Origin of the sequence: Yersinia sp. Marseille-Q5920, assembly GCF_946902935.1 — a bacterium.
Taxonomy (GTDB): domain Bacteria; phylum Pseudomonadota; class Gammaproteobacteria; order Enterobacterales; family Enterobacteriaceae; genus Yersinia; species Yersinia rochesterensis.
The window spans coordinates 70,499-93,169 of the sequence record NZ_CAMPQA010000012.1; the positions used below are offsets into that span (position 1 = coordinate 70,499).

Sequence of the window (22,671 nt, forward strand, 5' to 3'; positions counted from 1 at the left end):
TTGCAGGGGTGTTAGCTGCGTTCACGCACCCGAATCACTTACTTGTGTAAGCTCATCGGGATGAGTTCGCTTGCTGCCTACCTGCAACGTCAAGTTCTTTGGTTATCAATTCATCGCTCAATGAGTAACCGGCATTTTTGTAGGCTTGATAACTAGGCACGCAGCTTGCGTTGGGTGTAAAGCGCATCCAACGTGAACAGTAACAGCGCCGCCCAGATAAAGACGAAAGTGACCATCTTATCGTTGCCGATAGTCTCGCCATAGAAAGTGACCGCCAGAATAAACATCAGCGTCGGCCCCAGATATTGGAAGAAGCCCAGTGTCGAAAGGCGCAAGCGGGTGGCGGCGGCGGTGAAGAACAGCAGCGGAATAGTGGTAATCACCCCCGCAGCAGCTAACAGAATATTCAGCGACCAGGCATTGGCCCCCATGTGGCTGGTCGGGCTGTCGGCAATAAAGAACAGGTAAACTGCCGCAATCGGCAATAGCCACATTGTTTCAACCAACATGCCGGTTTGGGCATCAATCCCCAGTTTTTTGCGAATTAAGCCATATAACGCAAAGGTAATCGCCAGGCCCAAACCAATCACGGGCAGTGAACCAAATTGCCACAGCTGAATGAGCACCCCGCCGAACGCCAGTGCCACCGCAACCCATTGCATGCGACGAAAACGCTCGCCGAGAAATAGCATGCCAAATAACACGTTGACCAACGGGTTAATAAAGTAACCCAGACTGGCTTCCAGCATGTGGTTGTGGTTGACCGCCCAAATGAATAATAGCCAGTTACTGGCGATTAGTACGGCGGTAACAGCCAGTAATAACAAACGTTTACGGTTTTTAATGGCGCGGCGAACTTGGGGCCAATTGCGGCTGACAGTCAGTAAAATCAGCATAAAGAAAAATGACCAAATAATCCGATGAGTCAAAATTTCATCAGCCGGCACCTGTTGGATGAGCTTGAAATAAGCAGGGGCAATACCCCAAATAAAATAGGCAGCCAGCGCAAAAAAAATGCCCTGACGGGTTCGTTGTTTATCCATGGTGTGGCTCAGAACAAGAAAGGAGATGCGGTGAGTGTACTTAACTTCACGTTATTATTCATCACCGCAATAGGTCGCATCAGCCAACCAAATAGGTCGCAGTTGCGCTGGCGATATGCATTTGGTTTTCATTATGCAATTCAACTCTGGCAACAGACACCTTGTTACCACTGCGTAAGATGCTGCTGCTGGCAGTAAAGTGCTCACCACGGCCAGGGCGCAAATAGTCGACGCGCAGGTCGATGGTGCCCATTTTCGCCAGCTTCATTTGCAGTTGTTCCTGAATCAGTGGTTCATGGCGAACCAGACTATTCCCAACACATACCAGACCAGCGGCAACATCTAACACTGCGGCAATAACACCGCCGTGCAATATCCGCTGCGCAATATTACCGACCAGCTTGTCATTATTATCAAAAGTAATTTCGGCGTAATCTTGCTCGAAACGAGTTAATTTTAATCCCAATTCGCGGTTAAATGGCATGTGATAAACAAAAATTTCACCAATAAGGCTACGGGCACTTTCCAGTGTTAAAGGTGTTACAGGCATTATTTTTCTCTTAAAAGATAATTTCTCATGTTATTAGTTTGTTTATTTTATGCTCCTATTTTGTTGTTTTCCAGTCGTTAAATCATAAATATAAACAACACTAATCTCAGATAACATTTGTGTGTAGAATGAGCTGTTTTCATTACAAATAGAAATAATTCGTAAAACGATGAGGGAATTATGGGTAGATTTTGGCAGGTTTTAATCGCGTTATTACTGGTGCCAACATTGGCGCAAGCAGAAGAAGCAACGGTTGAGAAAATTCATGACGCACCGACAGTGCGTGGCAGCATTATCGCGGCGATGTTGCAGGATCACGACAATCCGTTCTTACTTTATCCGTATGAAACAAACTATTTGTTATACACCTATACCAGCGATATCAATAAAGATGCGATAAGCTCTTATGATTGGGCGCAGAATGCCAATAAGGATGAAGTTAAATTCCAACTGAGTTTAGGCTTCCCTATCTGGCGCGGTATTGCCGGTGATAACTCGTTGCTGGGTGCGTCTTATACTCAACGTTCCTGGTGGCAAGCATCGAACAAAGATGAATCTTCACCTTTCCGTGAAACCAACTACGAACCGCAAGTGTTCCTGGCATGGGCCACAGATTATGAGCTGGCGGGCTGGACATTCCGTGAAGTAGAGTTTGGTTATAATCACCAATCTAACGGCAAAGCCGATCCAACCTCACGTAGCTGGGATCGCGTTTATACCCGCTTCATGGCACAACGCGGCAACTTGGAAATTGACCTGAAACCTTGGTATCGTTTGCCCGAAAATGATGCCAAAGATGACAACCCGGATATCAATAAATACATGGGTTATTACCGCCTGAAAGTGGGCTATGCTCTGGGTGAAAGTGTGTTTAGTCTGGATGGTCGCTATAACTGGAATACGGGTTACGGCGGTGCTGAAATGGGCTGGAGCTACCCGATTACCAAGCATGTTCGTTTCTATACCCAAGTGTTCAGTGGCTATGGTGAGTCAATGATTGACTATAACTTTAGGCAAACACGGGTGGGTGTGGGTATCATGTTGAATGATGTCCTTTAACGTCATCCGGCGTTAGAAAAGTTTCAGACACAGGCCGGTTCACCGGCCTGTGCAGATCTCATAGTTGGGGAATAGTGTGTCAACCGCCGCAGTGATAAATAGGGAGTTACTGGCACAGCAAGTATTGCGAGATACTTTCGGCTACCAGCAATTTCGGCCCGGACAACAAGAAATTATCAATGCCACCCTATCAGGGCAAGACTGTCTGGTAGTGATGCCAACGGGCGGTGGTAAATCTTTGTGCTATCAGATACCGGCATTGGTGACGGATGGCCTAACGTTGGTGGTCTCCCCCTTAATCTCTCTGATGAAAGACCAGGTTGACCAACTGCTGGCCTATGGTGTGGGCGCGGGGTGCTTAAACTCATCACAAACTCGTGAGCAGCAATTGGCGGTGATGGACGGGTGCCGCAGTGGTCAAATTAAACTGCTGTATATCGCACCGGAACGGCTGGTGATGGAGAGTTTTCTCGACCAACTACATCAGTGGCGTCCTGCGCTGTTGGCGGTGGATGAGGCGCACTGCATCTCTCAATGGGGCCATGATTTCCGCCCGGAATACCGTGCCCTTGGTCAGTTAAAGCAACGTTTCCCTGATTTACCGGTAATAGCGCTGACCGCGACGGCTGATGAAGCCACGCGTGGGGATATCGTGCGGCTGCTCAATCTGGAAAACCCCTTAATTCAGGTCAGCAGCTTTGACCGCCCCAATATTCGCTACACGCTGGTAGAGAAGTTCAAACCGCTGGATCAACTGTGGCGTTTTGTTCAAGACCAGCGCGGCAAAAGTGGCATTATTTACTGCAATAGCCGGGCAAAAGTGGAAGACACCACCGCGCGGCTACAAAGCCGTGGTTTAAGTGTGGCGGCTTACCATGCTGGGCTGGACAATGAGCGGCGGGCGCAGGTACAGGAAGCTTTCCAGCGCGATGACTTGCAAGTGGTGGTTGCCACCGTGGCTTTCGGCATGGGGATTAACAAACCCAACGTCCGCTTTGTGGTGCATTTTGATATTCCGCGCACCATCGAATCTTATTATCAGGAAACAGGGCGTGCCGGGCGTGATGGTTTGCCCGCTGAGGCGATGTTGCTGTATGACCCGGCCGATATGGCGTGGTTACGCCGCTGTCTGGAAGAAAAACCGGCCGGCGCACAACAGGATATTGAGCGGCACAAACTCAATGCGATGGGGGCTTTTGCCGAAGCGCAAACTTGCCGCCGATTGGTGTTGCTGAACTATTTTGGTGAGGGCAAGCAGCAGCCATGCGGTAACTGCGATATTTGTTTGGATCCGCCAAAGCGCTATGATGGGCTGGCTGATGCGCAAAAAGCGCTGTCTTGTGTGTATCGGGTCGGGCAACGGTTTGGTTTGGGCTATATCGTCGAGGTGCTGCGCGGGGCAAATAATCAGCGCATTCGTGAGTTTGGTCATGACAAACTGTCGGTCTATGGCATTGGTCGCGAGCAAAGCCATGAGCACTGGGTCAGTGTGTTGCGCCAGCTAATTCACCTTGGGTTACTGAGCCAAAATATCGCGATGTTCTCTGCTTTGCAGTTGACCGAGGCCGCGCGTCCGGTATTACGTGCTGAATTGCCATTACAATTGGCGGTGCCGCGTATTCAGAGTTTGAAAGTGCGCAGCAGTGCTAATCAAAAATCCTACGGCGGCAATTACGATCGCAAATTATTCGCCAAATTGCGTAAATTGCGCAAATCTATCGCCGACGAAGGCAATATTCCGCCTTATGTGGTGTTTAACGACACCACCTTGTTGGAGATGGCGGAGCAGATGCCGATCACGGCCAGTGAGCTGTTGAGTGTCAGTGGCGTCGGGCAACGTAAGTTGGAGCGCTTTGGCGCGCCGTTTATGGCGATGATCCGCGACCACGTAGATAACAACGACGACTAACAGGTCGCCTTTCCTGCTATGAGAATCTCATTATGCTAATGCTATTTCTGACTGTCGCGCTAGTGCATTTGGTGGCTCTGATGAGCCCCGGCCCGGATTTCTTTTTTGTCTCACAAACCGCGGCCAGCCGCTCACGGCGCGAAGCCATGATGGGTGTGGTCGGTATTTCGCTGGGGATTGTGGTTTGGGCCGGTGTCGCCCTGATGGGGCTAAATCTCATTTTGCAGAAAATGGCGTGGTTACATGAAATCATTATGGTCGGCGGTGGGTTATATCTGTGCTGGATGGGTTGGCAACTGCTGAAATCCGCCCGTTCCAAACAAGATACTTCAGAAAGTGAGGTGCAAGTTGCACTTCCTGCGCGTGGCCGGACTTTCGTGCGTGGTTTTCTGACTAATTTATCGAACCCCAAAGCGGTTATCTATTTCGGCAGCGTATTTTCATTGTTTGTTGGTGATAATGTGACTGCTGGCGCACGCTGGGGTTTATTTGTACTGATTGTGGCGGAAACTTTTATATGGTTTAGCATTGTAGCCTGCGTCTTTGCTTTACCGGTGATGCGCCGTGGCTATCAACGGTTATCTAAATGGATTGATGGGCTGGCAGGGGTGTTATTCACCGGTTTTGGTATCCACCTAATATTATCCCGCTAGCGATTTCCCCGACCGGTGAATTACCCAGTTGGGGGCATCATAACGGCTTTATACTTTTCGTACGGTGGCCAGTAATGCGCCTATCAACATGAATAAGCTACCAAATATTCTGTTCAATAATTTCATTTGCTGCGGTGATTTAATCCAACCTGCGATTCGCGTAGCAAGAGTCGCGTAACCCATCATCACGATAATATCGACTATCACACTGGTGCTGCCGAGAATCAGATATTGCGCCACTTGCGGTTGATGCGGCAGGACAAATTGTGGAAACAACGCGGCCAGAAAAACAATGCTTTTCGGGTTGGTCAGGTTGACGAACACCGCGCGTTTAAACAGCTTGCGCCGTGGCAGGCTGTTCGCTAATGCATGCAAGTCCAGCGCCCCGGCGGCGCGCCATTGTTGTATGCCAAGCCAAATTAAGTAAGCCGCTCCGAGCCATTTTAACAGCTCAAATGCCAGCAGAGATTGTGAAATCAGTGCGCCAAGGCCCACCCCGACCAGCACAATATGCACAGCCAGCCCCAATTGTAATCCGCAGATGGAGGCAATCACGCCGCGCGTACCATGACTGATGGTGGTGCTCATAGTATTGATGGCACCCGATCCGGGGGACAAACTGAGAATAATTGTGGTCAGCAGATAAGTTAACCACCAGTCTAAGGTCATTGGCAAAACTCCCAGAATGCATAAATTTATGCCACAATACTCTATTGCTAATCAATGTGCTATGGCTCACAGAGTACCCAATGACTCCAGCCAAAGGATGCAATCAGCTATGATTTATAACGTTATATTATATCGGGCCGCACTATGCTGTTAGAGACAAACTATGCCGCTATAGAGACAAACTATGTCGTTATAGAGACACACTATGCCGTTAGATAATAGCTGGTTGACCCGTGAAGAGCAGTTTGCTGCTTTTGTTAACGGCCCATTGTTAGATTTTTGGCAGCAGCGGGATGAAGACGAGTTTATGGGGGTCGATAATATCCCCATTCGCTATGTTCGTTTTTGCTCACCTCAACATACCCGCGTGGTGGTGGTGGTGCCTGGTCGCATTGAAAGTTACGTCAAATACCCCGAAGTAGCTTATGATCTATTCCAGCAAGGCTATGATGTTATAGTGTTGGATCATCGTGGTCAGGGGCGATCAGGGCGTATACTGGAGGATGGTAACCGCGGTCATGTGATCAAATTTGATGATTACATTGAAGATTTTGCGCAGTTGGTGCAGCGCGAAATAACCGGTAGCCATTATCAGCAGCGTTTTGCACTGGCCCATTCTATGGGGGGCGCAATTCTGACGCGCTTTTTGGCGCAGCAGCCAGAGGCATTTGATGCCGTGGCGCTTTGTGCGCCCATGTTTGGCATCCATTTGCCGATGCCGGGCTGGCTGGCTCACCGGATTGTCGACTGGGCTGAAAAGCATCAAAAACTGCGGGATTATTACGCCATCGGCACTGGGCAATGGCGGCCATTACCCTATATGGTCAATATGTTGACTCACAGCCGTGAGCGCTATCGCCGCTATTTGCGCCAATATGCGGATACACCAGAAATCCGTGTCGGCGGGCCAACTTATCATTGGATCCGTGAAAGCATGCTGGTGGGTGAGCAAATTATCGCCCAGGCAGACAAAATTACTACGCCGGTTCTGTTACTACAGGCCAGTGAGGATCGGGTAGTGCATAACCCGGCCCATAATGCATTTTCTCAGGCAATGATTCTGGCGGGGCACCCTTGCGAAGGGGGGCAGCCTAAGGTCATTCAAGGTGCACGCCATGAGATCCTGTTCGAGCGGGACACCCTGCGTGCCGAGGCGCTAAGCGCCATATTGCGTTTTTTTGCGCAACATAACTCTTCTTTGCAACATAAACATTGTCTGCAACATAAACAATCCGTCGGCCGGTAAATCCCGACACCACCAGAGGTTAGAACATACCGCTATGTATCATGTTGTTGCTTCCGATTTAGATGGCACCCTGCTGTCACCTGACCACATATTGACGCCTTATACCAAAGAGACACTCAAGTTGCTGACGCAGCGCGATGTGCACTTTGTGTTTGCGACTGGCCGCCACCATATTGATGTGGCCCAAATCCGCGACAACCTGGATATCAGCGCCTTTATGATAACCTCCAACGGCGCGCGTGTGCATAACACCGCAGGGGAGCTGATTTTCAGTCATAACCTCGATGCTGACATTGCCCGTGATTTGTACAATATTGAACATCACAATTCAGATATTCTGACCAACGTCTATTTGAATGATGAATGGTATATGAACCGCGAAAGCCCTGAACAGGAAGAGTTTTTCCGCGAGTCGGTGTTCAAATATCAAGTGTTCGAGCCAGCTTTGCTGCCGACTGACGGGGTGTGTAAGGTTTACTTCACCTGCGAAGATCACGATAAATTATTGATTTTGGAAGAAGCCATCAATGCACGTTGGGGCGATCGGGTGAATGTCAGCTTCTCTTTCCCGACCTGTCTGGAAGTGATGGGCGGCGGGGTGTCCAAGGGCCATGCGCTTGAGCAAGTGTCTAAAATTATTGGTTATTCATTGAAAGAATGTATCGCGTTTGGCGATGGTATGAATGATCTGGAAATGCTGTCTATGTCGGGCAAGGGCTGCATCATGCGCGATGCTCATCAGCGCCTAAAAGATATGTTACCGAACCTGGAAGTGATCGGCTCAAATGCCGATGACGCAGTACCCCATTATCTGCGCAAGATGTTTTTAGGTACTGATAAGTAACTGATTCATTGCAGTAAAAAAAATGGCGCACTGTAGATGAGTGCGCCATTTCTTATATTAAGTTATCTCAGATGCTAAGTTATCCCAGATAAATCACTTACTGGTGTTGTCCCTGTTTTTGCAGGAATTGCACACCCTTATCTGGGAAGTCGGTAAATACCCCGTCAACCCCGGCTTGATTGTAAATAATATCAAACAGTTGGTTTACATCAGTGGCGTATTTAGGCAGTTTGTCCGCGCGGATAGTAAACGGATGCACCATCATATTGCTGGCATGCGCTTCCTTGACCATATCCGTCAGCTTGATGTTATCTGGTGTCGAGGTTTCCACCACCAGCATATGGTAGTCTGGGCCGATGCCGTCAGCATATTGCGCGATTTTCTTCATTGCGCCTGGCTTGAACATCCAGTCATAGCTGTAATTAACCCACTCACCATTAGGTTTCTGTTCGTAGGTTTCTTTCCAGTCAGTGTAAGCCACCAGTTGAACCAGTTTCAGGTCCATGCCCATCTTGGGTTCCAGCTCATTTTTGATACGTTTTAATTCATTGGCATCAAAGCATTGCAGATAGACTTTATCGGCTTTGGTGGTGTAACCGTACTGTTTTAACACTTCCAACACTTTGGTAGAAATGTCCTTACCTTCTTGCTTATGGAACCATGGCGCTTTGATTTCAGGGTAGATACCGATATTTTTACCGGTCGAATGATTCAGCCCCTGAACAAATTCAATCTCTTCCTGGAAAGTGTGCACACGGAAATCAGACTTGCCCATTGGGAAGCGGCCCGGATAGCTCTGCACTTTCTTACCATCTTTACCAATATCAAAGCCTTCGGTAAATTTCAGTGACTTGATTTCTGGTAGCGTAAAGTCAATAGCGTAATAACGACCATCTTTACGGGCGCGGTCAGGGAAGCGATCGGCGACATCTGTTACCCGGTCAAGATAATGGTCATGGAGAACTACTAACTCATTATCTTTGGTCATCACCAAATCTTGCTCAAGATAATCAGCGCCCTGTGCGTAGGCCATAGCTTTGGCGGGCAGTGAGTGCTCCGGCAAGTAGCCACTGGCACCGCGGTGCGCGATGACAACTTTATCTGCTGATTTATCTTGGGCTAAGGGTTCCGCTGCCTGTGCCATGCCGACGACTGAGGATGCCAGAATCATGCTCGCTATCAGTGATTTGATGTGGGTTTGCATTGATATTATTCCTTTTATCAATTTCAGGGTATGAAAAAGGCTGTGTCGCTATTCATCCATATAGATAACGGCACAGCCTGTAAGCTACTTGATCATTTGGATATTATTTTTTATCCAGCTCGGCCTGTCTGGCCAGTTCAGCGTGATGTTTTTTCTCACTGAACATGACGACGATCAATAACAGAACAGCGATAATGCTGCCGCCGATCATCACCATAAAGCCGCCGTCCCAACCGAAGTAGTCAACGGTGTAACCAACAATGGCGCTGGCCGCAACCGAGCCACCCAGATAACCGAACAAACCGGTAAAGCCTGCGGCAGTACCCGCCGCTTTTTTCGGCGCTAATTCAAGGGCATGCAAGCCAATTAACATCACCGGGCCGTAAATCAGGAAGCCGATAGTGATCATACAGGCCATATCGATACCTGGGTTACCGACCGGGTTCAGCCAGTAAATAATGGTCGCGATAGTCACCAGTGTCATAAAGAACACACCGGTGGCACCACGGTTACCTTTAAATACTTTGTCGGACATCCAACCACACAGCAGCGTCCCTGGAATACCAGCGTATTCATACAGGAAATAAGCCCATGAGGATTTATCCAGTGCGAAGTGTTTGACTTCTTTCAGGTAGGTTGGTGACCAGTCGAGGATGCCGTAACGCAGCAAATAAACAAACACGTTAGCAATCGCGATATACCACAACAATTTGTTGGGCAAGATGTATTGCATAAAGATTTGTTTCGCGGTCAGCTCTTCTTCCGCTTCTTTGCTGTAGTCATCCGGATAGTCGTTTTTGTACTCTTCAATCGGTGGCAAGCCCACAGATTGAGGCGTATCACGCATTAGGCCGAAGACAATCAATGCCACCAATATGGCACCGAAAGCGGGCATATAGAGCGCAGCTTTCCAGTCGTTAAACCATGCCATACCCAGCAAGAACAGCAATGGCGGCAAGCCACCACCGACGTTATGGGCGCAGTTCCAGACAGAAACGATACTGCCGCGTTCTTTCTTCGACCACCAGTGCACCATGGTACGGCCACATGGCGGCCAACCCATTCCCTGGAACCAGCCGCATAAGAACAGCAGCACAAACATCACGGCGATACTGGATGTTGCCCAAGGGACGAACCCCATAAACAGCATCACGGCTGCGGAGAGAATCAAACCGGCAGAGAGGAATACGCGTGGATTCGAACGGTCAGACACCGAACCCATGATGAATTTTGAGAAGCCATAAGCAATAGAAATACCGGATAGTGCGAAGCCCAGATCCCCACGAGAGAAACCTTGTTCGATCAAATACGGCATGGCCAGAGTAAAGTTTTTACGCACCAGATAGTAGGCCGCGTAACCGAAGAAGATGCCCATGAAGATTTGCCAGCGTAAACGGCGGTAAGTGGGATCAACCTGGTCTGCGGGAAGCCTGGCCACATGTGGCGCGGGCTTAAAAATACTCAACATGAGTGCCTCCGATGGTTTTTTTGTAATTTTTGACTCCGGTATAGCCTGGTATCTACCCGGTGGTAAGCGCTGCCGATGATTAAACGGCAAAGCAACTGTCGTTTATGTTCCATAACGAGCGTCATACTAGATAAGATTGCGAAACTTATCTGTGAGTGATGGCGCATTTGTTACAGTTATATGAAAGCGGCGGCAATTCTGAGCGATTGGTTAACATTTTGAAACCGCTAATGACAAATTACCTGTGACTTTGATCACAATCATGGTTTTTATGCGCCATATTGTTTTCGTTTTTGGTTCGTTTTTGTTCCTTATCAAACAATATCCATAAAGACTGTGGCTCAATAGACTCATAATTAGCCGTCAGGCGGCTGTCTGATAATATGGGGTCTTTCATGACGAACAGTTCTCCTTACACAGAAACGGATGTCATCATCATTGGTGGTGGCGCGACGGGTGCTGGAATAGCTCGAGACTGTGCTCGGCGGGGTTTGGCCTGTACTCTGCTCGAGCGGCATGACATTGCCACCGGCGCGACAGGCCGTAACCATGGCTTATTACACAGTGGTGCGCGTTATGCTGTGACTGACGGCGAATCCGCGCGTGAATGTATTGAAGAAAACCGGATTCTCAAACGCATTGCCCGCCATTGTATTGAGCAAACAGATGGTTTGTTTATCACCTTGCCGGAAGACTCCTTGGAATATCAGGCGCAATTTATTGCGCGCTGTCAGGAGGCGGGGATCGACGCCGAAGCCATTGATCCAAAACAAGCATTGCGGCTCGAACCTGCTGCTAACCCCGCGCTAATTGCTGCCGTCCGCGTGCCCGATGGCACTGTTGACCCCTTCCGCCTCACCGCCGCCAATATGTTGGATGCCCGTGAGCACGGGGCCAATGTACTCACTTATCATCAAGTTATCGGATTATTACGTCAGGGTGACCGGGTGAGCGGCGTGCGCGTTTTCGACAGTAAAAATCAGCGTCAATATGATATCCATGCGCAAATCGTGGTCAATGCCGCGGGGATCTGGGGTCAGCACATTGCTGAATATGCTGATCTTCGTATCCGCATGTTTCCTGCCAAAGGCGCGCTGTTGATCCTCGGTCATCGGATCAACAACATGGTGATCAACCGCTGCCGTAAACCGGCTGATGCCGACATTTTGGTGCCAGGCGATACTATTTCACTGATTGGCACCACCTCCACCCATATTGAATATGATCAGATAGACAATATGGTAGTAACGGCACAAGAGGTGGATACCTTAATTCGCGAAGGCTCAAAATTATCACCGCAATTGGCGCAAACGCGCATTTTACGCGCTTATGCCGGAGTCAGGCCGCTGGTCGCTAGTGATGATGATCCTTCAGGGCGTAATGTCAGCCGTGGCATCGTCTTGCTCGACCACGCCAGCCGTGATGGGTTGGAGGGCTTTATCACCATCACTGGCGGCAAGTTGATGACTTACCGGCTGATGGCGGAGTGGGCAACAGATAAAGTCTGTGAAAAGCTCGGTGTAACAGCGGCTTGCACCACGGCCCAAGAGCCACTTCCCGGTTCACAGCAATCAGCAGAACAAACGCTCAGCAAAGTGATTTCTTTGCCCGCCAGTATTCGCGGCTCAGCCGTTTATCGTCATGGCGACCGCGCGACCCAGTTATTAGCCGGAAACCGTCTGGACAACAGTTTAGTGTGTGAATGCGAGGCGGTCACCGCCGGTGAAGTGCGCTATGCCATTGAATCTTTGTCAGTTAATAACCTATTGGATTTACGCCGCCGCACTCGCGTTGGCATGGGGACGTGCCAGGGAGAGCTTTGCGCTTGCCGGGCGGCGGGCTTACTCAGCCGTTTTAAAGTGACCACACCGCAACAATCCCGTGAACAACTTGGCCAGTTTTTGAATGAGCGTTGGAAAGGGGTGCGCCCAATAGCTTGGGGCGACGCTTTGCGGGAAAGTGAGTTTACCCATTGGGTTTATCAAGGGCTATGTGGTCTGGATGATAGCCCGAGTGCGGCCAATGAGCAGGAGAAACGCGATGAAATTTGATGTGATTATCATCGGCGGCGGGTTAGCTGGGCTGGCTTGCGGTATCCGCCTCGCCGAGCAAGGCAAATATTGCGCGATTGTCAGCGCCGGTCAAAATGCACTGCATTTTTCCTCCGGTTCTTTGGATCTGTTGGCGAAATTGCCCAATGGGCAGGCGGTCAGCCAGCCACTCTCTGCGCTTGAAACCTTAGCGGAGCTAACGCCTGAGCATCCTTATAGCAAAATGGGGCAAACAGGGTCGGTGGGCGAGCTCGCGTATCAAGCTGAATCCCTGTTAAGCCGCTGCGGGCTGAATCTGGTCGGCAGCGCGGCTGAAAATCACTTGCGCCTGACCCCGCTGGGCAGCTGCCGCCCCACGTGGTTGAGTTCGTCGGATATTCCCGTCGCGCCATTAAAAGGCCCGCTACCCTGGCAAAAAGTGGCGGTGATTGGCATTGAAGGATTCCTCGATTTTCAGCCACAGATGGTGGCCAGTGCTTTGCAGGAGCAGGGCGTTGAAGCCACAGCAGATTATCTGCATTTACCGGCGCTCGACCGTTTACGCGATAATCCCAGTGAATTTCGTGCGGTGAATATTGCGCGGGTGCTGGATTTGCCCGAAAACCGGCAACCGCTGGCCGATGAACTGGCGCGATTGTCATCAACAGCGGAAATGATTTTACTGCCAGCCTGCATTGGGCTGGATGAATCAGCACCCTTAGAGGCGCTGCGCGCGGCGGTGGGCAAACCGATTCAATTGTTGCCAACATTGCCGCCGTCATTGCTCGGCATGCGCTTACATCAAGCGCTGCGTCGTCGTTTTCAGCAATTAGGCGGCATTGTTATGCCGGGTGATGCGGTATTGCGCGCCGAACTGGTCGGAAACCGAATTACCGGGCTGTATAGCCGCAATCATGGCGATATTCCGTTGCGGGCGGCTCAGATGGTGCTGGCGAGTGGCAGTTTCTTCAGTAATGGGCTGGTGGCGACTTTTGAGCATATCTATGAACCCATACTGGATTTGGATATTTTATCACTGCCAAACCGCGCAGATTGGAGCCACAGCAATATGTTTGCGCCGCAACCTTATTTGCAATTTGGCGTGAACACCGATAACCGGTTACGGGCGCTGCGTGGCGGTGTCGCACTGGATAACTTGCATGTTATTGGCGCTGTTCTCGGCGGCTATGACCCGCTGCAACAGGGGTGTGGTGCAGGGGTTTCATTGACCAGTGCATTGTTCGTGGCAGAGCAGATTGTCAGCGCTATGGGGGTGACATTATGACAGCGTTACCGCAGCACAAAAGCGCTCAGGATGAGCCTCTCTCTCAGCATCAACATTTGGCACGGGATAACAGCTTTGAAAGTTGTATCAAATGTACGGTTTGCACCACATATTGCCCGGTAGCGAAAGTTAACCCGCTTTATCCGGGGCCAAAACAGGCTGGCCCCGATGGTGAGCGCCTGCGTTTGAAAGATCCGGCGCTGTATGACGATGCATTGAAATACTGCACTAACTGTAAGCGCTGTGAAGTGGCTTGCCCGTCAGATGTCAAAATCGGTGACATCATCCAGCGCGCTAAAGCCAGTTACAGCAGCAATAAACCCAAACTGCGTGATGCTATCCTCAGTCACACCGATTTCATGGGCACTCTCTCGACGCCATTTGCTCCAGTCATCAATGCGGTCACGGGGTTAAAACCGGTGCGGGTTTTACTGGATAAAGCGCTGAAAATTGACCACCGGCGCGAGTTGCCAAAATATTCGTTTGGCACTTTCCGCCGCTGGTATCGCAAACAAGCTGAGAAACAGCAGCAATATACGGAACAGGTAGCATTCTTCCACGGCTGTTTTGTCAACTATAACCATCCGCAGTTGGGCAAGGATTTAGTCAGTGTATTCAATGCGATGAACATTGGTGTTCAATTGCTTAAACGCGAAAAATGCTGTGGTGTGCCGCTGATTGCGAATGGGTTTATTGAACAGGCGAAAAAACAGGCGCGGGTGAATTTGGAATCCCTCACTGACGCGGTAATTACTCGAGATATTCCGGTGGTCGCCACCTCCTCAAGCTGTACTTTTACCCTGCGCGATGAGTATCCGCATTTACTGGATGTCGATACCGCGCCGGTGCGCGACAGAGTGGAACTGGCGACTCGCTATCTCTACCGTTTATTAGAAAAAGGGCGGGAATTGCCGCTCAAGCCGCTGTATTCAGAGGAAAAGAGTTCGGCCCAAAACAAACCGCTGCGCATTGCTTATCACACCCCCTGTCATATGGAGAAAATGGGCTGGACGGCTTATACCTTGGCGCTACTTCAACGCATCCCAGGTATTGAGCTGGTGGTGTTAGATTCTCAATGTTGCGGGATTGCTGGGACATATGGTTTTAAATCAGAGAACTACGCGACATCCCAAGGGATCGGGGCATCATTATTCCAACAGATTGAAGACAGTGGTGTTGATTTAGTGATTACCGACTGCGAAACCTGCAAATGGCAGATTGAGATGTCGACCAGCAAGAAATGCGAACACCCTATTACCTTACTGGCACGAGCACTGGCGTGATAGTCAAAGACAGAGCGCGGGTTTACCCACGCTCTTAGGCTGATGACAAAGTGGCTTATCGCTTACTGAGTGAAGGGTTGACCGCACCTCGGGGCACTCCGACGGCTTACGCCGTTACGACCCCAACGGCGCGTTTCCCCTTCATTTGGCTTTATCCGCGCTATATTGGGAAGATTATCCCAGATTTATGGCAGTGATAATGGGCTCAACTTTAAGGTGCTGATAATGGATTCAGCTTCAGTCTGTGCTTGCTGCTGATTGTCGGCCGGTAAGGTAATTTGTAATGTCATCAATCGGTTATCGACTTTACCCATCAATACGGACGAATAGGCTTTTTGCCCACCACTAGTAATAATGCTGTCCAATTGCTGGAAAGGATGCCCGTCTACCTTAATGGCTTTGTTCGTCACAACCTGTAGGTTGGCATCACGAGCGCGTTGCTGTTCAGCCAGACGCTCAGTCAGAACATCCAAAGCTTCATTGGTATTATCACCTAAAATCACGATAACCGCTTTATCGCCAGTTTTGTTGGCATAAACGTGCATGTTATTGGTTTGGTTGCCCATTTTTCCGCTTTGGTCAGACAAATCTGCCGGCAAAACAAACGCCACTTTGCCATCTAACAAGCTGACGGGCTGGCCCACATTGTTATCGCTGCCGCCATCGCAAGCACTTAATCCCACGACCAGCAGGCCAACAGCAAGAAACTTGGTTATTTTATGCATGGTAATCCCTTATCGATGATTAATATCCCCTCTGATTTGAGATGGCAGAGGGAACAGCAACGCCAACCACTTTGGGTATGCGACCTTATCGCACCTTATTCAGACGCTAAAAGCAATCTATTATTAAGGAATCTATTATTCATGAATCTATGGGTTAGAAATCCATGGGTTAGAAATCTATTGTTCAGCGGGGCTGACCCGAGTTAGCGTTTGCTGTTCAGTCTGCCGGGCAAAATACTTCAGTAACACATTGAGCATTACGCCATAGGCAGGCAAGAAAAACAACATGCAGATCAGTAGCTTGAAGCTATAATCCACCAAGGCGATTTCCACCCAATTTGCCGCCATAAAAGGATCGGAACTGCGGTAGAACGCAATAAAGAAGAAGGCCATGGTATCGCTGATATTGCCAAAGAACATGGCAGCAGTGGGGGCAACCCACCATGCGCTGCGCTGGCGAAGGCGGTTAAAGACTTGAACATCAAGAATTTGACCCAGCACATATGCCATAAAGCTCGCCACCGCGATACGGGCGACTACCAGATTAAAACTGGTTAATGCCGGGAACCCTTGCCAGCTTCCCTGATAAAACAGGGCGGAAATCAGATAAGAGATAAGTAAGGCTGGCAGCATGACAGACAAAATAATCCGGCGCGCCAAAGGAGCACCAAAAATCCGTACAGTCAGATCAGTGGCTAAGAAGATAAATGGAAAGGTAAAAGCTCCCCAAGTGGTGTGAAAACCGAAGATAGCGATCGGTAATTGCACCAGATAGTTACTGGAGGTAATGATGACTATATGGAATAGCGCCAGCCATACCAAAGCGGTCATCCGCTGTTGGGCAGTAAACGAAAACATAAATGTGACCTTTTTGGTTATTGGGGTGAGGGAACCCAAACATAATGTGCCGCAATTTCTGCGACGCGCCGCATAATACGCGTTTGCGCAACGAATGCAATGCTTAGTTTTAGCGCAATCGCGGGCCTTTCTATGAAAGTTATTGCGCCCTTGCACCCAACAACCGGCGGAGTAAACTATTAGGCTTTATAAGTTCGCCCGCTTTGTAAGTTCGCTTACACTTTATATTATTAGTAATCTGCTTATTGACACACAAGAGAACTGCAATGACCGATATTTTTGCCGATCCGGACAAAACACTTGATGCACTAGGATTACGCTGCCCAGAGCCGGTGATGATGGTGCGTAAAACCGTCCGGCATATGGAGGACGGCCAAACTCTGCTGATTATTGCTGATGATCCGGCCACGACCCGTGATATCCCCGGTTTTTGCCGCTTTATGGATCACCAGTTACTGGCACAAGATACCCAACAGACACCTTATCGCTATTTGGTCAAGAAAGGGGCAAAAGCGGAATAACGTGGGCTTTTACCCCAGTGTTCAAAAACTGATATTTGTTTCAAAACTGACATTTGTTTCAAAACTGATAGTTGCTTCAAATATCTCGTTTGCGCAATAACCTCAACGCGTTTGCTGTCACTAAGGCAGTTGCGCCGGAATCGGCTAATACTGCCAGCCACAAGCCGGTTAAGCCCAATAAAGTGGTCACCAGAAAAATACCTTTTAACCCTAATGCGATAGTAATGTTCTGGCGAATATTAGCGTTGGCCGCTCGTGATAACAGGATGATTTCTGCCAACCCAGTTAGTCGGTTATGGGTCAGTGCGGCATCGGCGGTCTCCAATGCGACATCAGTGCCACTGCCCATCGCGATGCCAATACTGGCTGCTTTCATTGCCGGAGCATCATTAATACCGTCACCCACCATCACCGTCGGGTGTGTCGCATTTAGCGCCATAACTGCCTGCACTTTATCGGCAGGCAGCAATCCAGCGCGGTAATCAATCCCCAGCTCACTGGCAATAGCCGCCGCCGCGCGAGGGTTATCACCCGTTAGCATTACTCCTTGAATACCTAACTTTTTCAGTGAATCAATGGCCTGTTTAGCATCAGTGCGTAAAGTGTCGCGCAGTGCCACTAAACCAATGAATTTCTCATTTTCCAACACGGCGACCGCCGTTTTACCGCTATTTTCTAGTTCATCAAGCAGTGCTTGCCACTCAGCACTCAATAATTCCGGTGATATCTTACTGGGAGCACTGACACGAACCACTATCCCGTTAACCGTGCCCTCAACACCGATACCCGCCAACGCACGCCGTTCCTCGGCGAGTGGCAACAGGGGGGTATTTTGTTGCGCACGTTGCATGATGGCGATTGCCAGCGGATGGTGCGACCCTGCCTCTACCGCTGCCGCAAGCGCCAACAGGCGAGTTTCACTCACACCGGATACTGGCAGAATATCAGTGACTTGCGGTTTCCCCTCCGTCAGAGTACCGGTTTTATCGAAAGCAACAGTTTGAATGCGGCCCAATTGCTCAAGCGCCGCGCCCCCTTTAATTAATGCCCCGCGCCGTGTTGCCGCAGCCAGTGCCGAGGTAATGGCCGCCGGAGTGGAAATGACCAGGGCACATGGGCAGCCAATCAGCAGCAATGTCAGGCCGCGGTAAATCCAGGTTTCCCAAGGCTCGGCAAAAGCTAAAGGCGGAACCAGCATCACCAGTGCTGAGAGAAGCATAATGGCGGGAGTGTAAATGCGACTAAAACGGTCAATGAAACGCTCAATAGGCGCCCGACGTTCTTCTGCTAATTCAATGAGTTGTAGAATGCGGTCAATGGCATTATTACCGGGTTCAGAGATAACTCGCATTTCGGTAGCGCGATCGACCGATAAACTCCCTGCCGCGACTTTCTCACCTTGCACGCGTTCAACAGGAACAGACTCGCCGGTGAGAGCACTTTCATCAAAACTGGCAAATGGAGTCATTAATTCCGCATCAGCGGGCAGACGGCCCCCCGGTGAGATTTCAATGATATCGCCGGGGCGTAAACTGGCAACGGGCACCTGCTGGCGTTCACCGTTCTTGAGCAGCAATGCCTCTTCAGGTACCAGCGCCATTAGCGCGGTCACGCCACGGCGCGCGCGGTTTGCCGCATAAGATTCCAGCAATTCGCCGATCATAAACAGCAGTAATACCATTGCGGCTTCAGCCGTCGCGCCAATAAACATCGCGCCGATAGCCGCGACGCTCATCAAGGTTTCGATTGCAAAGGGGGTGCCGGAACGGATGAGTTTCCAGGCTTTGGTCGCAACGGGGATCAGCCCGACAATGGTGGTTGCGGCAAATGCGAATTCACTCAGCTGAATGCTGAATAATGAGATTCCCCAACTGATGAGCATCAGTGTGGTTAATAATATGATTGGTAAATATTCACGAACACGAGATTCTGGCGCAGTGTTTTTGCTCGCCATGGTCGACTGAGTATCGACCAGACTGAATCCAGCCTGTATGACGGCCTGCTGCACTTGGGAGCGAATATCTAAACGGGCATCGACCACCAGTTTTTCTGTAGCAAACAGGACTTTTACATTTTCAACGCCGCTCAGACTGCTGACTGCATTTTCAATTTTACGGGCACAACTTGGGCAATCCATTCCGTTAACTTGCCAACTAAATCGCTGGCTATCAGAAGGCGTCACGAGAGTAAGTCTGTCGCTTTCCTCGTCACCTTCATCGGCATGACTCTGGCTACAGCAACCACCTTCTTGATGTGAATGCTCACTCACTGAATTTGTGCTGTTATTGCTGGAATTGGTTGCTTGTTGGCTACTGCAACCGGTTTGTTTTTTGGCATGACTATGACCACAGCCGCATTGGCTCTGTGTATCTGTTGAATGTTGATGTTCGGAATGTGAATGCATGGTGCCTCCTGGACAGAATGTAAAAGGTATACAGGATTTAGCCGGTATAACTGCACTCTACACCTTAGAGTCAACTCCAGAGTCAAGAGGGTAAATGAGAATAATTACTAAACAGAGCTGAGAATAAGAGGGCATATCTGAAGATCACGCATTCTGTGCTGAGTACTCAGGCTCCATCCTTGGAACCTGCTGGTCGGCGTTCTTTGCAAAACAATATGTTGCCGAAAAATACATTCACAAAATAATGTTGCGCGGTAATGGGTAATTACAAATACAGCGACCTGACAATTAGGAAGTGCCCAACAAAATAGCATCCTGCAACAATGGCGTCAGAGGCTCGGAAAGAAAAACGATAGCGATTTAGGAGCCAGACGACATGGGATAGCAGCAATAACACGGTTCCTGTCAGCAATGAGAAACTCATGTCGGTGCTACGAGCAAAATACTGTTCGCCAGCCATCCACACCATGAGTAATGTCATTCCGACGAAAGCAACCACCGGCCAGCGCATTTCATCTAGCCGAGTCCAAATCGTGGCTAACAACAATGCGCCCACGATGATGAGAACTAAGGGAAGCGGCCAGAACAGGGTGAATGTCATCTGGCTGGCAAAACTAATGGTATACAGTAAATGGGAGAGGAAGAATGCACCCAGAGCATAAAGTAAGCGCTCACTGGGTAGCAGCAAGAGAGCATCCGCAACCAGAGTTGCCAGCAAGCCCAAAACAATCAGATAGCCCGCAGGGCCTAGAATAGGCGCTTGCCATGCGAGTAACAGCAACAGTAACAGAGTGACGGGTTTGAATACCCAACGTTGCCAGCGTGGGCCTCGGTAAGTTGCATCGACAAACAACCAACCAGAAAAGAATACGGCAAGGAATGGCCAGCTCATTATTTATCCTTTTTTCTATACAGGTTTCAGTGAAAGTACCTGTGTTGTAATGATAATCCGCAACGCCAATGACTCTGAGAATACATCAATTAAGTGTAAGGGATGGAAGCCAAGAGTGATAGCAGCACTACAGTGATTTGCATGATTTGTGCCACTTAATGCGTAGCAGTGCGCATAATCAGATTTAGCTGTGGGGGCAAACTGCTGAAGTCTTGGCCTTGTCTGGTTCACATGTTATGTTAACGCCGATTTCCGTTCGCTAAATCAAGGGATAGAGGCAATAGCACATGGTCAATGAACAATTGCTTTATCGCATTCAGTTTATAAATAATGGTAAGAATTATCAGCTTTATGTCAGAGAAGTCGGCCCAAGTACCTTATTTGGGTTTATTGAAATTGCAGATTTTGTCTTTGATAGTCAATCGACCTTACTGGTTGACCCCTCAACAGAAAAATTGAAGACAGAATTTTCCGGCGTTAACCGCAGCTATATCCCCCTTCATTCAGTCATTCGCATTGATGCGGTAACTGAAAAGGGCAGTGCTCGGATCTCTGAGTTGGGCAGCAACGTGATGAGCTTCCCTTATCTACCAGGTAATAAACCTTAAATCCCTCTCGCCAAGTGAGCTTTAGCGAGCAAGATTATTATGAATAAACTTCCGTTATTATTTATTGCTGTGGTGGTATTGATTGTTGTGCTGGCAACTCGCCAATATTGGCAGAAAAAACGGCAAGATGCGGAAAATGACCGCTCACCGGTGCGCAGCTTACAAGTTGAAGTTATTGATAAACGTGAAGTATTAGCGCCAAACCGCCGTTCGCGTCAACGTGAAGAGATTGTTGCTGAAGATAAACGCTATGAAGTTTATTTCCGGCCACTGCTGAGTACCCTAGAGGTAACTAAGGGCAGCGACATCAAAATGATACTGCCACAGGCAGAGTATAATCGTATAGATCAAGGTGCGAAAGGCACTCTACGTTTACAGGGGACGCGCTATATTGGCTTTACCCCAAATTCACTCGGTCAATAAATAACCTGTCGCCATAACAAAAATATATCTAGCGACAGTGAGTATTATTTTTTAGGCAATAGCGGCTGTTTTTTTTGCCAAGCCAACAATTCGAAAACCCCGAACACAAAAATTTTGAATTGTTGCCATCCACTGATTGGCTGATCTTTCGGCTGCGTAGATTTAAGTAATATCAGTTGCAAACCATGCATCAAGACCATGAAGATCATTGCGACATCAATAAAGTATTTCAAAGGCTTAGGAAACGGCTGGAACAGATTCAACAATAAGAAAAACCATACTCCTAACATCAATAACCGGCCGATATTAATCCACATGGTGTTGCTCCTGTTCTTCAGCTGATACCGTGTTTTTGAGAGTTTCTTCGCTACGAATATAGAGGCGATAAGCAACCTGTCCGGCAATTTTCTCTCGATGTAACTGCCAATTGGCCGGGACATCAGTGGCGGCACTTTCTGCTTCTGCTTCAACATAAATCCAGGCATCAGCCGTCAGCCAGTTGAATTGTTCCAATAAATTGATGGTTTCAGCCAGTAAACCTTTACGAAAAGGAGGGTCAAGGAATACCAAATCGAAAGGCTGGCCCGGCTGGGCTAACCATTGCAAAGAATTGGTATTGACCACTTGTCCATTGGCGGCACTCAATAATGTCAGGTTGTTGCTCAGCTGTTTAGCGACATGTCGGTCAGCTTCTAGCAGTATAGCAACACCTGCATAACGGGATAGTGCCTCCAGTCCTAAGGCGCCGCTGCCTGCAAAGCAATCCAAACATCGGGCGCCTTGAATCATGGGCGCAAGCCAGTTGAACAATGTTTCTCTGACTCGATCAGTGGTAGGGCGCAGCCCAGGGCTAACGGGGACAGGTAATTTGCGCCCTCGCCATTTACCGCCAATGATGCGGATTTGTCCTGCGGACTGCTGTGGAGCTTGTTTTGCTTTTGCTATCGGTCGCTTTGCCATAGATCGCTTTGCTTGAAAGTTGGCCAGTATTACAGCA

Annotated in this window: 23 protein-coding genes; 11 read left to right on the top strand and 12 right to left on the bottom strand. The window is 49.2% G+C overall.

The window, feature by feature from the left end; genetic code table 11:
* Window positions 1-152 precede the first annotated feature (152 nt).
* Entirely contained in the window at window positions 153-1,043 is an 891-nt protein-coding gene (gene rarD / locus OVO64_RS16305) for an EamA family transporter RarD (RefSeq protein ID WP_038638212.1), read from the bottom strand.
* Between the two features lie 79 nt (window positions 1,044-1,122).
* On the bottom strand, window positions 1,123-1,593 hold the full coding sequence (locus OVO64_RS16310) for a thioesterase family protein (RefSeq protein WP_038638214.1): 471 nt from the start codon (window positions 1,591-1,593) through the stop codon (window positions 1,123-1,125).
* A 180-nt stretch (window positions 1,594-1,773) separates the two neighbouring features.
* Here OVO64_RS16310 and pldA point away from each other — a divergent pair, with 180 nt between their 5' ends.
* The 3 genes from pldA to rhtC all read left to right on the top strand — a co-directional run bounded on the left by pldA (window position 1,774) and on the right by rhtC (window position 5,214).
* Complete coding sequence (pldA, locus tag OVO64_RS16315; protein ID WP_038638216.1) at window positions 1,774-2,652, top strand: phospholipase A; 879 nt, start codon at window positions 1,774-1,776, stop codon at window positions 2,650-2,652.
* Window positions 2,653-2,728: 76 nt separating this feature from the next.
* Window positions 2,729-4,561, top strand: coding sequence for an ATP-dependent DNA helicase RecQ (recQ, locus tag OVO64_RS16320; protein ID WP_267248896.1), 1,833 nt, complete (start codon window positions 2,729-2,731; stop codon window positions 4,559-4,561).
* 32 nt (window positions 4,562-4,593) lie between these two features.
* Window positions 4,594-5,214, top strand: a complete 621-nt coding sequence (gene rhtC, locus OVO64_RS16325) for a threonine export protein RhtC (protein WP_038638221.1) — start codon at window positions 4,594-4,596, stop codon at window positions 5,212-5,214.
* Window positions 5,215-5,262: 48 nt separating this feature from the next.
* Here rhtC and rhtB read toward each other — a convergent pair whose 3' ends face one another.
* On the bottom strand, window positions 5,263-5,883 hold the full coding sequence (gene rhtB / locus OVO64_RS16330; RefSeq protein WP_145510141.1) for a homoserine/homoserine lactone efflux protein: 621 nt from the start codon (window positions 5,881-5,883) through the stop codon (window positions 5,263-5,265).
* 205 nt (window positions 5,884-6,088) lie between these two features.
* On the opposite strand from rhtB, the gene pldB reads away from it, so the two are divergent.
* Together pldB and yigL are read left to right on the top strand one after the other, a co-directional pair.
* Entirely contained in the window at window positions 6,089-7,129 is a 1,041-nt protein-coding gene (pldB, locus tag OVO64_RS16335; protein ID WP_120010998.1) for a lysophospholipase L2, read from the top strand.
* 34 nt (window positions 7,130-7,163) lie between these two features.
* Window positions 7,164-7,973, top strand: coding sequence for a sugar/pyridoxal phosphate phosphatase YigL (yigL, locus tag OVO64_RS16340; protein ID WP_038638227.1), 810 nt, complete (start codon window positions 7,164-7,166; stop codon window positions 7,971-7,973).
* Between the two features lie 97 nt (window positions 7,974-8,070).
* On the opposite strand, the gene glpQ is transcribed toward yigL, so the two are convergent.
* From glpQ to OVO64_RS16355, 3 genes are all read right to left on the bottom strand, one after another.
* On the bottom strand, window positions 8,071-9,177 hold the full coding sequence (glpQ, locus tag OVO64_RS16345) for a glycerophosphodiester phosphodiesterase (RefSeq protein ID WP_038638235.1): 1,107 nt from the start codon (window positions 9,175-9,177) through the stop codon (window positions 8,071-8,073).
* Between the two features lie 103 nt (window positions 9,178-9,280).
* The gene (gene glpT / locus OVO64_RS16350) at window positions 9,281-10,645 is read right to left on the bottom strand and encodes a glycerol-3-phosphate transporter (RefSeq protein ID WP_145510143.1); all 1,365 of its coding nucleotides are present in this window, start codon (window positions 10,643-10,645) and stop codon (window positions 9,281-9,283) included.
* Window positions 10,646-10,883: 238 nt separating this feature from the next.
* Entirely contained in the window at window positions 10,884-11,042 is a 159-nt protein-coding gene (locus tag OVO64_RS16355; protein WP_167335301.1) for a hypothetical protein, read from the bottom strand.
* On the opposite strand from OVO64_RS16355, the gene glpA reads away from it, so the two are divergent.
* The 3 genes from glpA to glpC are packed head-to-tail and all read left to right on the top strand — an operon-like array spanning window position 11,041 to window position 15,243.
* Window positions 11,041-12,696 (top strand): anaerobic glycerol-3-phosphate dehydrogenase subunit A, encoded by a 1,656-nt coding sequence (glpA, locus tag OVO64_RS16360; protein ID WP_145585739.1) that lies wholly within the window; start codon window positions 11,041-11,043, stop codon window positions 12,694-12,696. The two genes, OVO64_RS16355 and glpA, sit on opposite strands and share 2 nt — an antisense overlap.
* Window positions 12,686-13,960, top strand: a complete 1,275-nt coding sequence (gene glpB / locus OVO64_RS16365) for a glycerol-3-phosphate dehydrogenase subunit GlpB (RefSeq protein WP_038638241.1) — start codon at window positions 12,686-12,688, stop codon at window positions 13,958-13,960. The genes glpA and glpB overlap by 11 nt, the downstream gene beginning before the upstream one ends.
* The gene (glpC, locus tag OVO64_RS16370; protein WP_038638243.1) at window positions 13,957-15,243 is read left to right on the top strand and encodes an anaerobic glycerol-3-phosphate dehydrogenase subunit GlpC; all 1,287 of its coding nucleotides are present in this window, start codon (window positions 13,957-13,959) and stop codon (window positions 15,241-15,243) included. The genes glpB and glpC overlap by 4 nt, the downstream gene beginning before the upstream one ends.
* A 185-nt stretch (window positions 15,244-15,428) precedes the next feature.
* Here glpC and OVO64_RS16375 read toward each other — a convergent pair whose 3' ends face one another.
* Together OVO64_RS16375 and OVO64_RS16380 are read right to left on the bottom strand one after the other, a co-directional pair.
* The gene (locus OVO64_RS16375; RefSeq protein WP_038638245.1) at window positions 15,429-15,968 is read right to left on the bottom strand and encodes a DcrB family lipoprotein; all 540 of its coding nucleotides are present in this window, start codon (window positions 15,966-15,968) and stop codon (window positions 15,429-15,431) included.
* Window positions 15,969-16,145: 177 nt separating this feature from the next.
* The gene (locus OVO64_RS16380) at window positions 16,146-16,826 is read right to left on the bottom strand and encodes a 7-cyano-7-deazaguanine/7-aminomethyl-7-deazaguanine transporter (RefSeq protein ID WP_038638253.1); all 681 of its coding nucleotides are present in this window, start codon (window positions 16,824-16,826) and stop codon (window positions 16,146-16,148) included.
* Window positions 16,827-17,092: 266 nt separating this feature from the next.
* On the opposite strand from OVO64_RS16380, the gene tusA reads away from it, so the two are divergent.
* Window positions 17,093-17,347 carry a sulfurtransferase TusA gene (gene tusA, locus OVO64_RS16385; RefSeq protein WP_038638256.1) on the top strand — a complete coding sequence of 85 codons (255 nt, stop codon included), beginning with the start codon at window positions 17,093-17,095 and terminating at the stop codon, window positions 17,345-17,347.
* 76 nt (window positions 17,348-17,423) lie between these two features.
* Here tusA and OVO64_RS16390 read toward each other — a convergent pair whose 3' ends face one another.
* Entirely contained in the window at window positions 17,424-19,751 is a 2,328-nt protein-coding gene (locus OVO64_RS16390) for a zinc/cadmium/mercury/lead-transporting ATPase (protein ID WP_145540254.1), read from the bottom strand.
* Between the two features lie 265 nt (window positions 19,752-20,016).
* On the bottom strand, window positions 20,017-20,643 hold the full coding sequence (locus OVO64_RS16395) for a lysoplasmalogenase (RefSeq protein ID WP_038638262.1): 627 nt from the start codon (window positions 20,641-20,643) through the stop codon (window positions 20,017-20,019).
* A 287-nt stretch (window positions 20,644-20,930) separates the two neighbouring features.
* Between OVO64_RS16395 and OVO64_RS16400 the strand changes: the two genes are divergently transcribed.
* Both OVO64_RS16400 and OVO64_RS16405 read left to right on the top strand, forming a co-directional pair.
* Complete coding sequence (locus OVO64_RS16400) at window positions 20,931-21,251, top strand: DUF1820 family protein (protein ID WP_038638266.1); 321 nt, start codon at window positions 20,931-20,933, stop codon at window positions 21,249-21,251.
* Between the two features lie 39 nt (window positions 21,252-21,290).
* Window positions 21,291-21,674 (top strand): DUF2500 domain-containing protein, encoded by a 384-nt coding sequence (locus OVO64_RS16405; protein WP_038638269.1) that lies wholly within the window; start codon window positions 21,291-21,293, stop codon window positions 21,672-21,674.
* A gap of 44 nt (window positions 21,675-21,718) precedes the next feature.
* On the opposite strand, the gene OVO64_RS16410 is transcribed toward OVO64_RS16405, so the two are convergent.
* Both OVO64_RS16410 and rsmD read right to left on the bottom strand, forming a co-directional pair.
* Window positions 21,719-21,991: a DUF1145 family protein gene (locus tag OVO64_RS16410; protein WP_038638271.1), complete on the bottom strand. Its 273-nt coding sequence runs from the start codon at window positions 21,989-21,991 to the stop codon at window positions 21,719-21,721.
* Window positions 21,981-22,634 carry a 16S rRNA (guanine(966)-N(2))-methyltransferase gene (gene rsmD / locus OVO64_RS16415; protein ID WP_038638274.1) on the bottom strand — a complete coding sequence of 218 codons (654 nt, stop codon included), beginning with the start codon at window positions 22,632-22,634 and terminating at the stop codon, window positions 21,981-21,983. Before rsmD ends, OVO64_RS16410 begins: the two co-directional genes overlap by 11 nt.
* Window positions 22,635-22,671 lie beyond the last annotated feature (37 nt).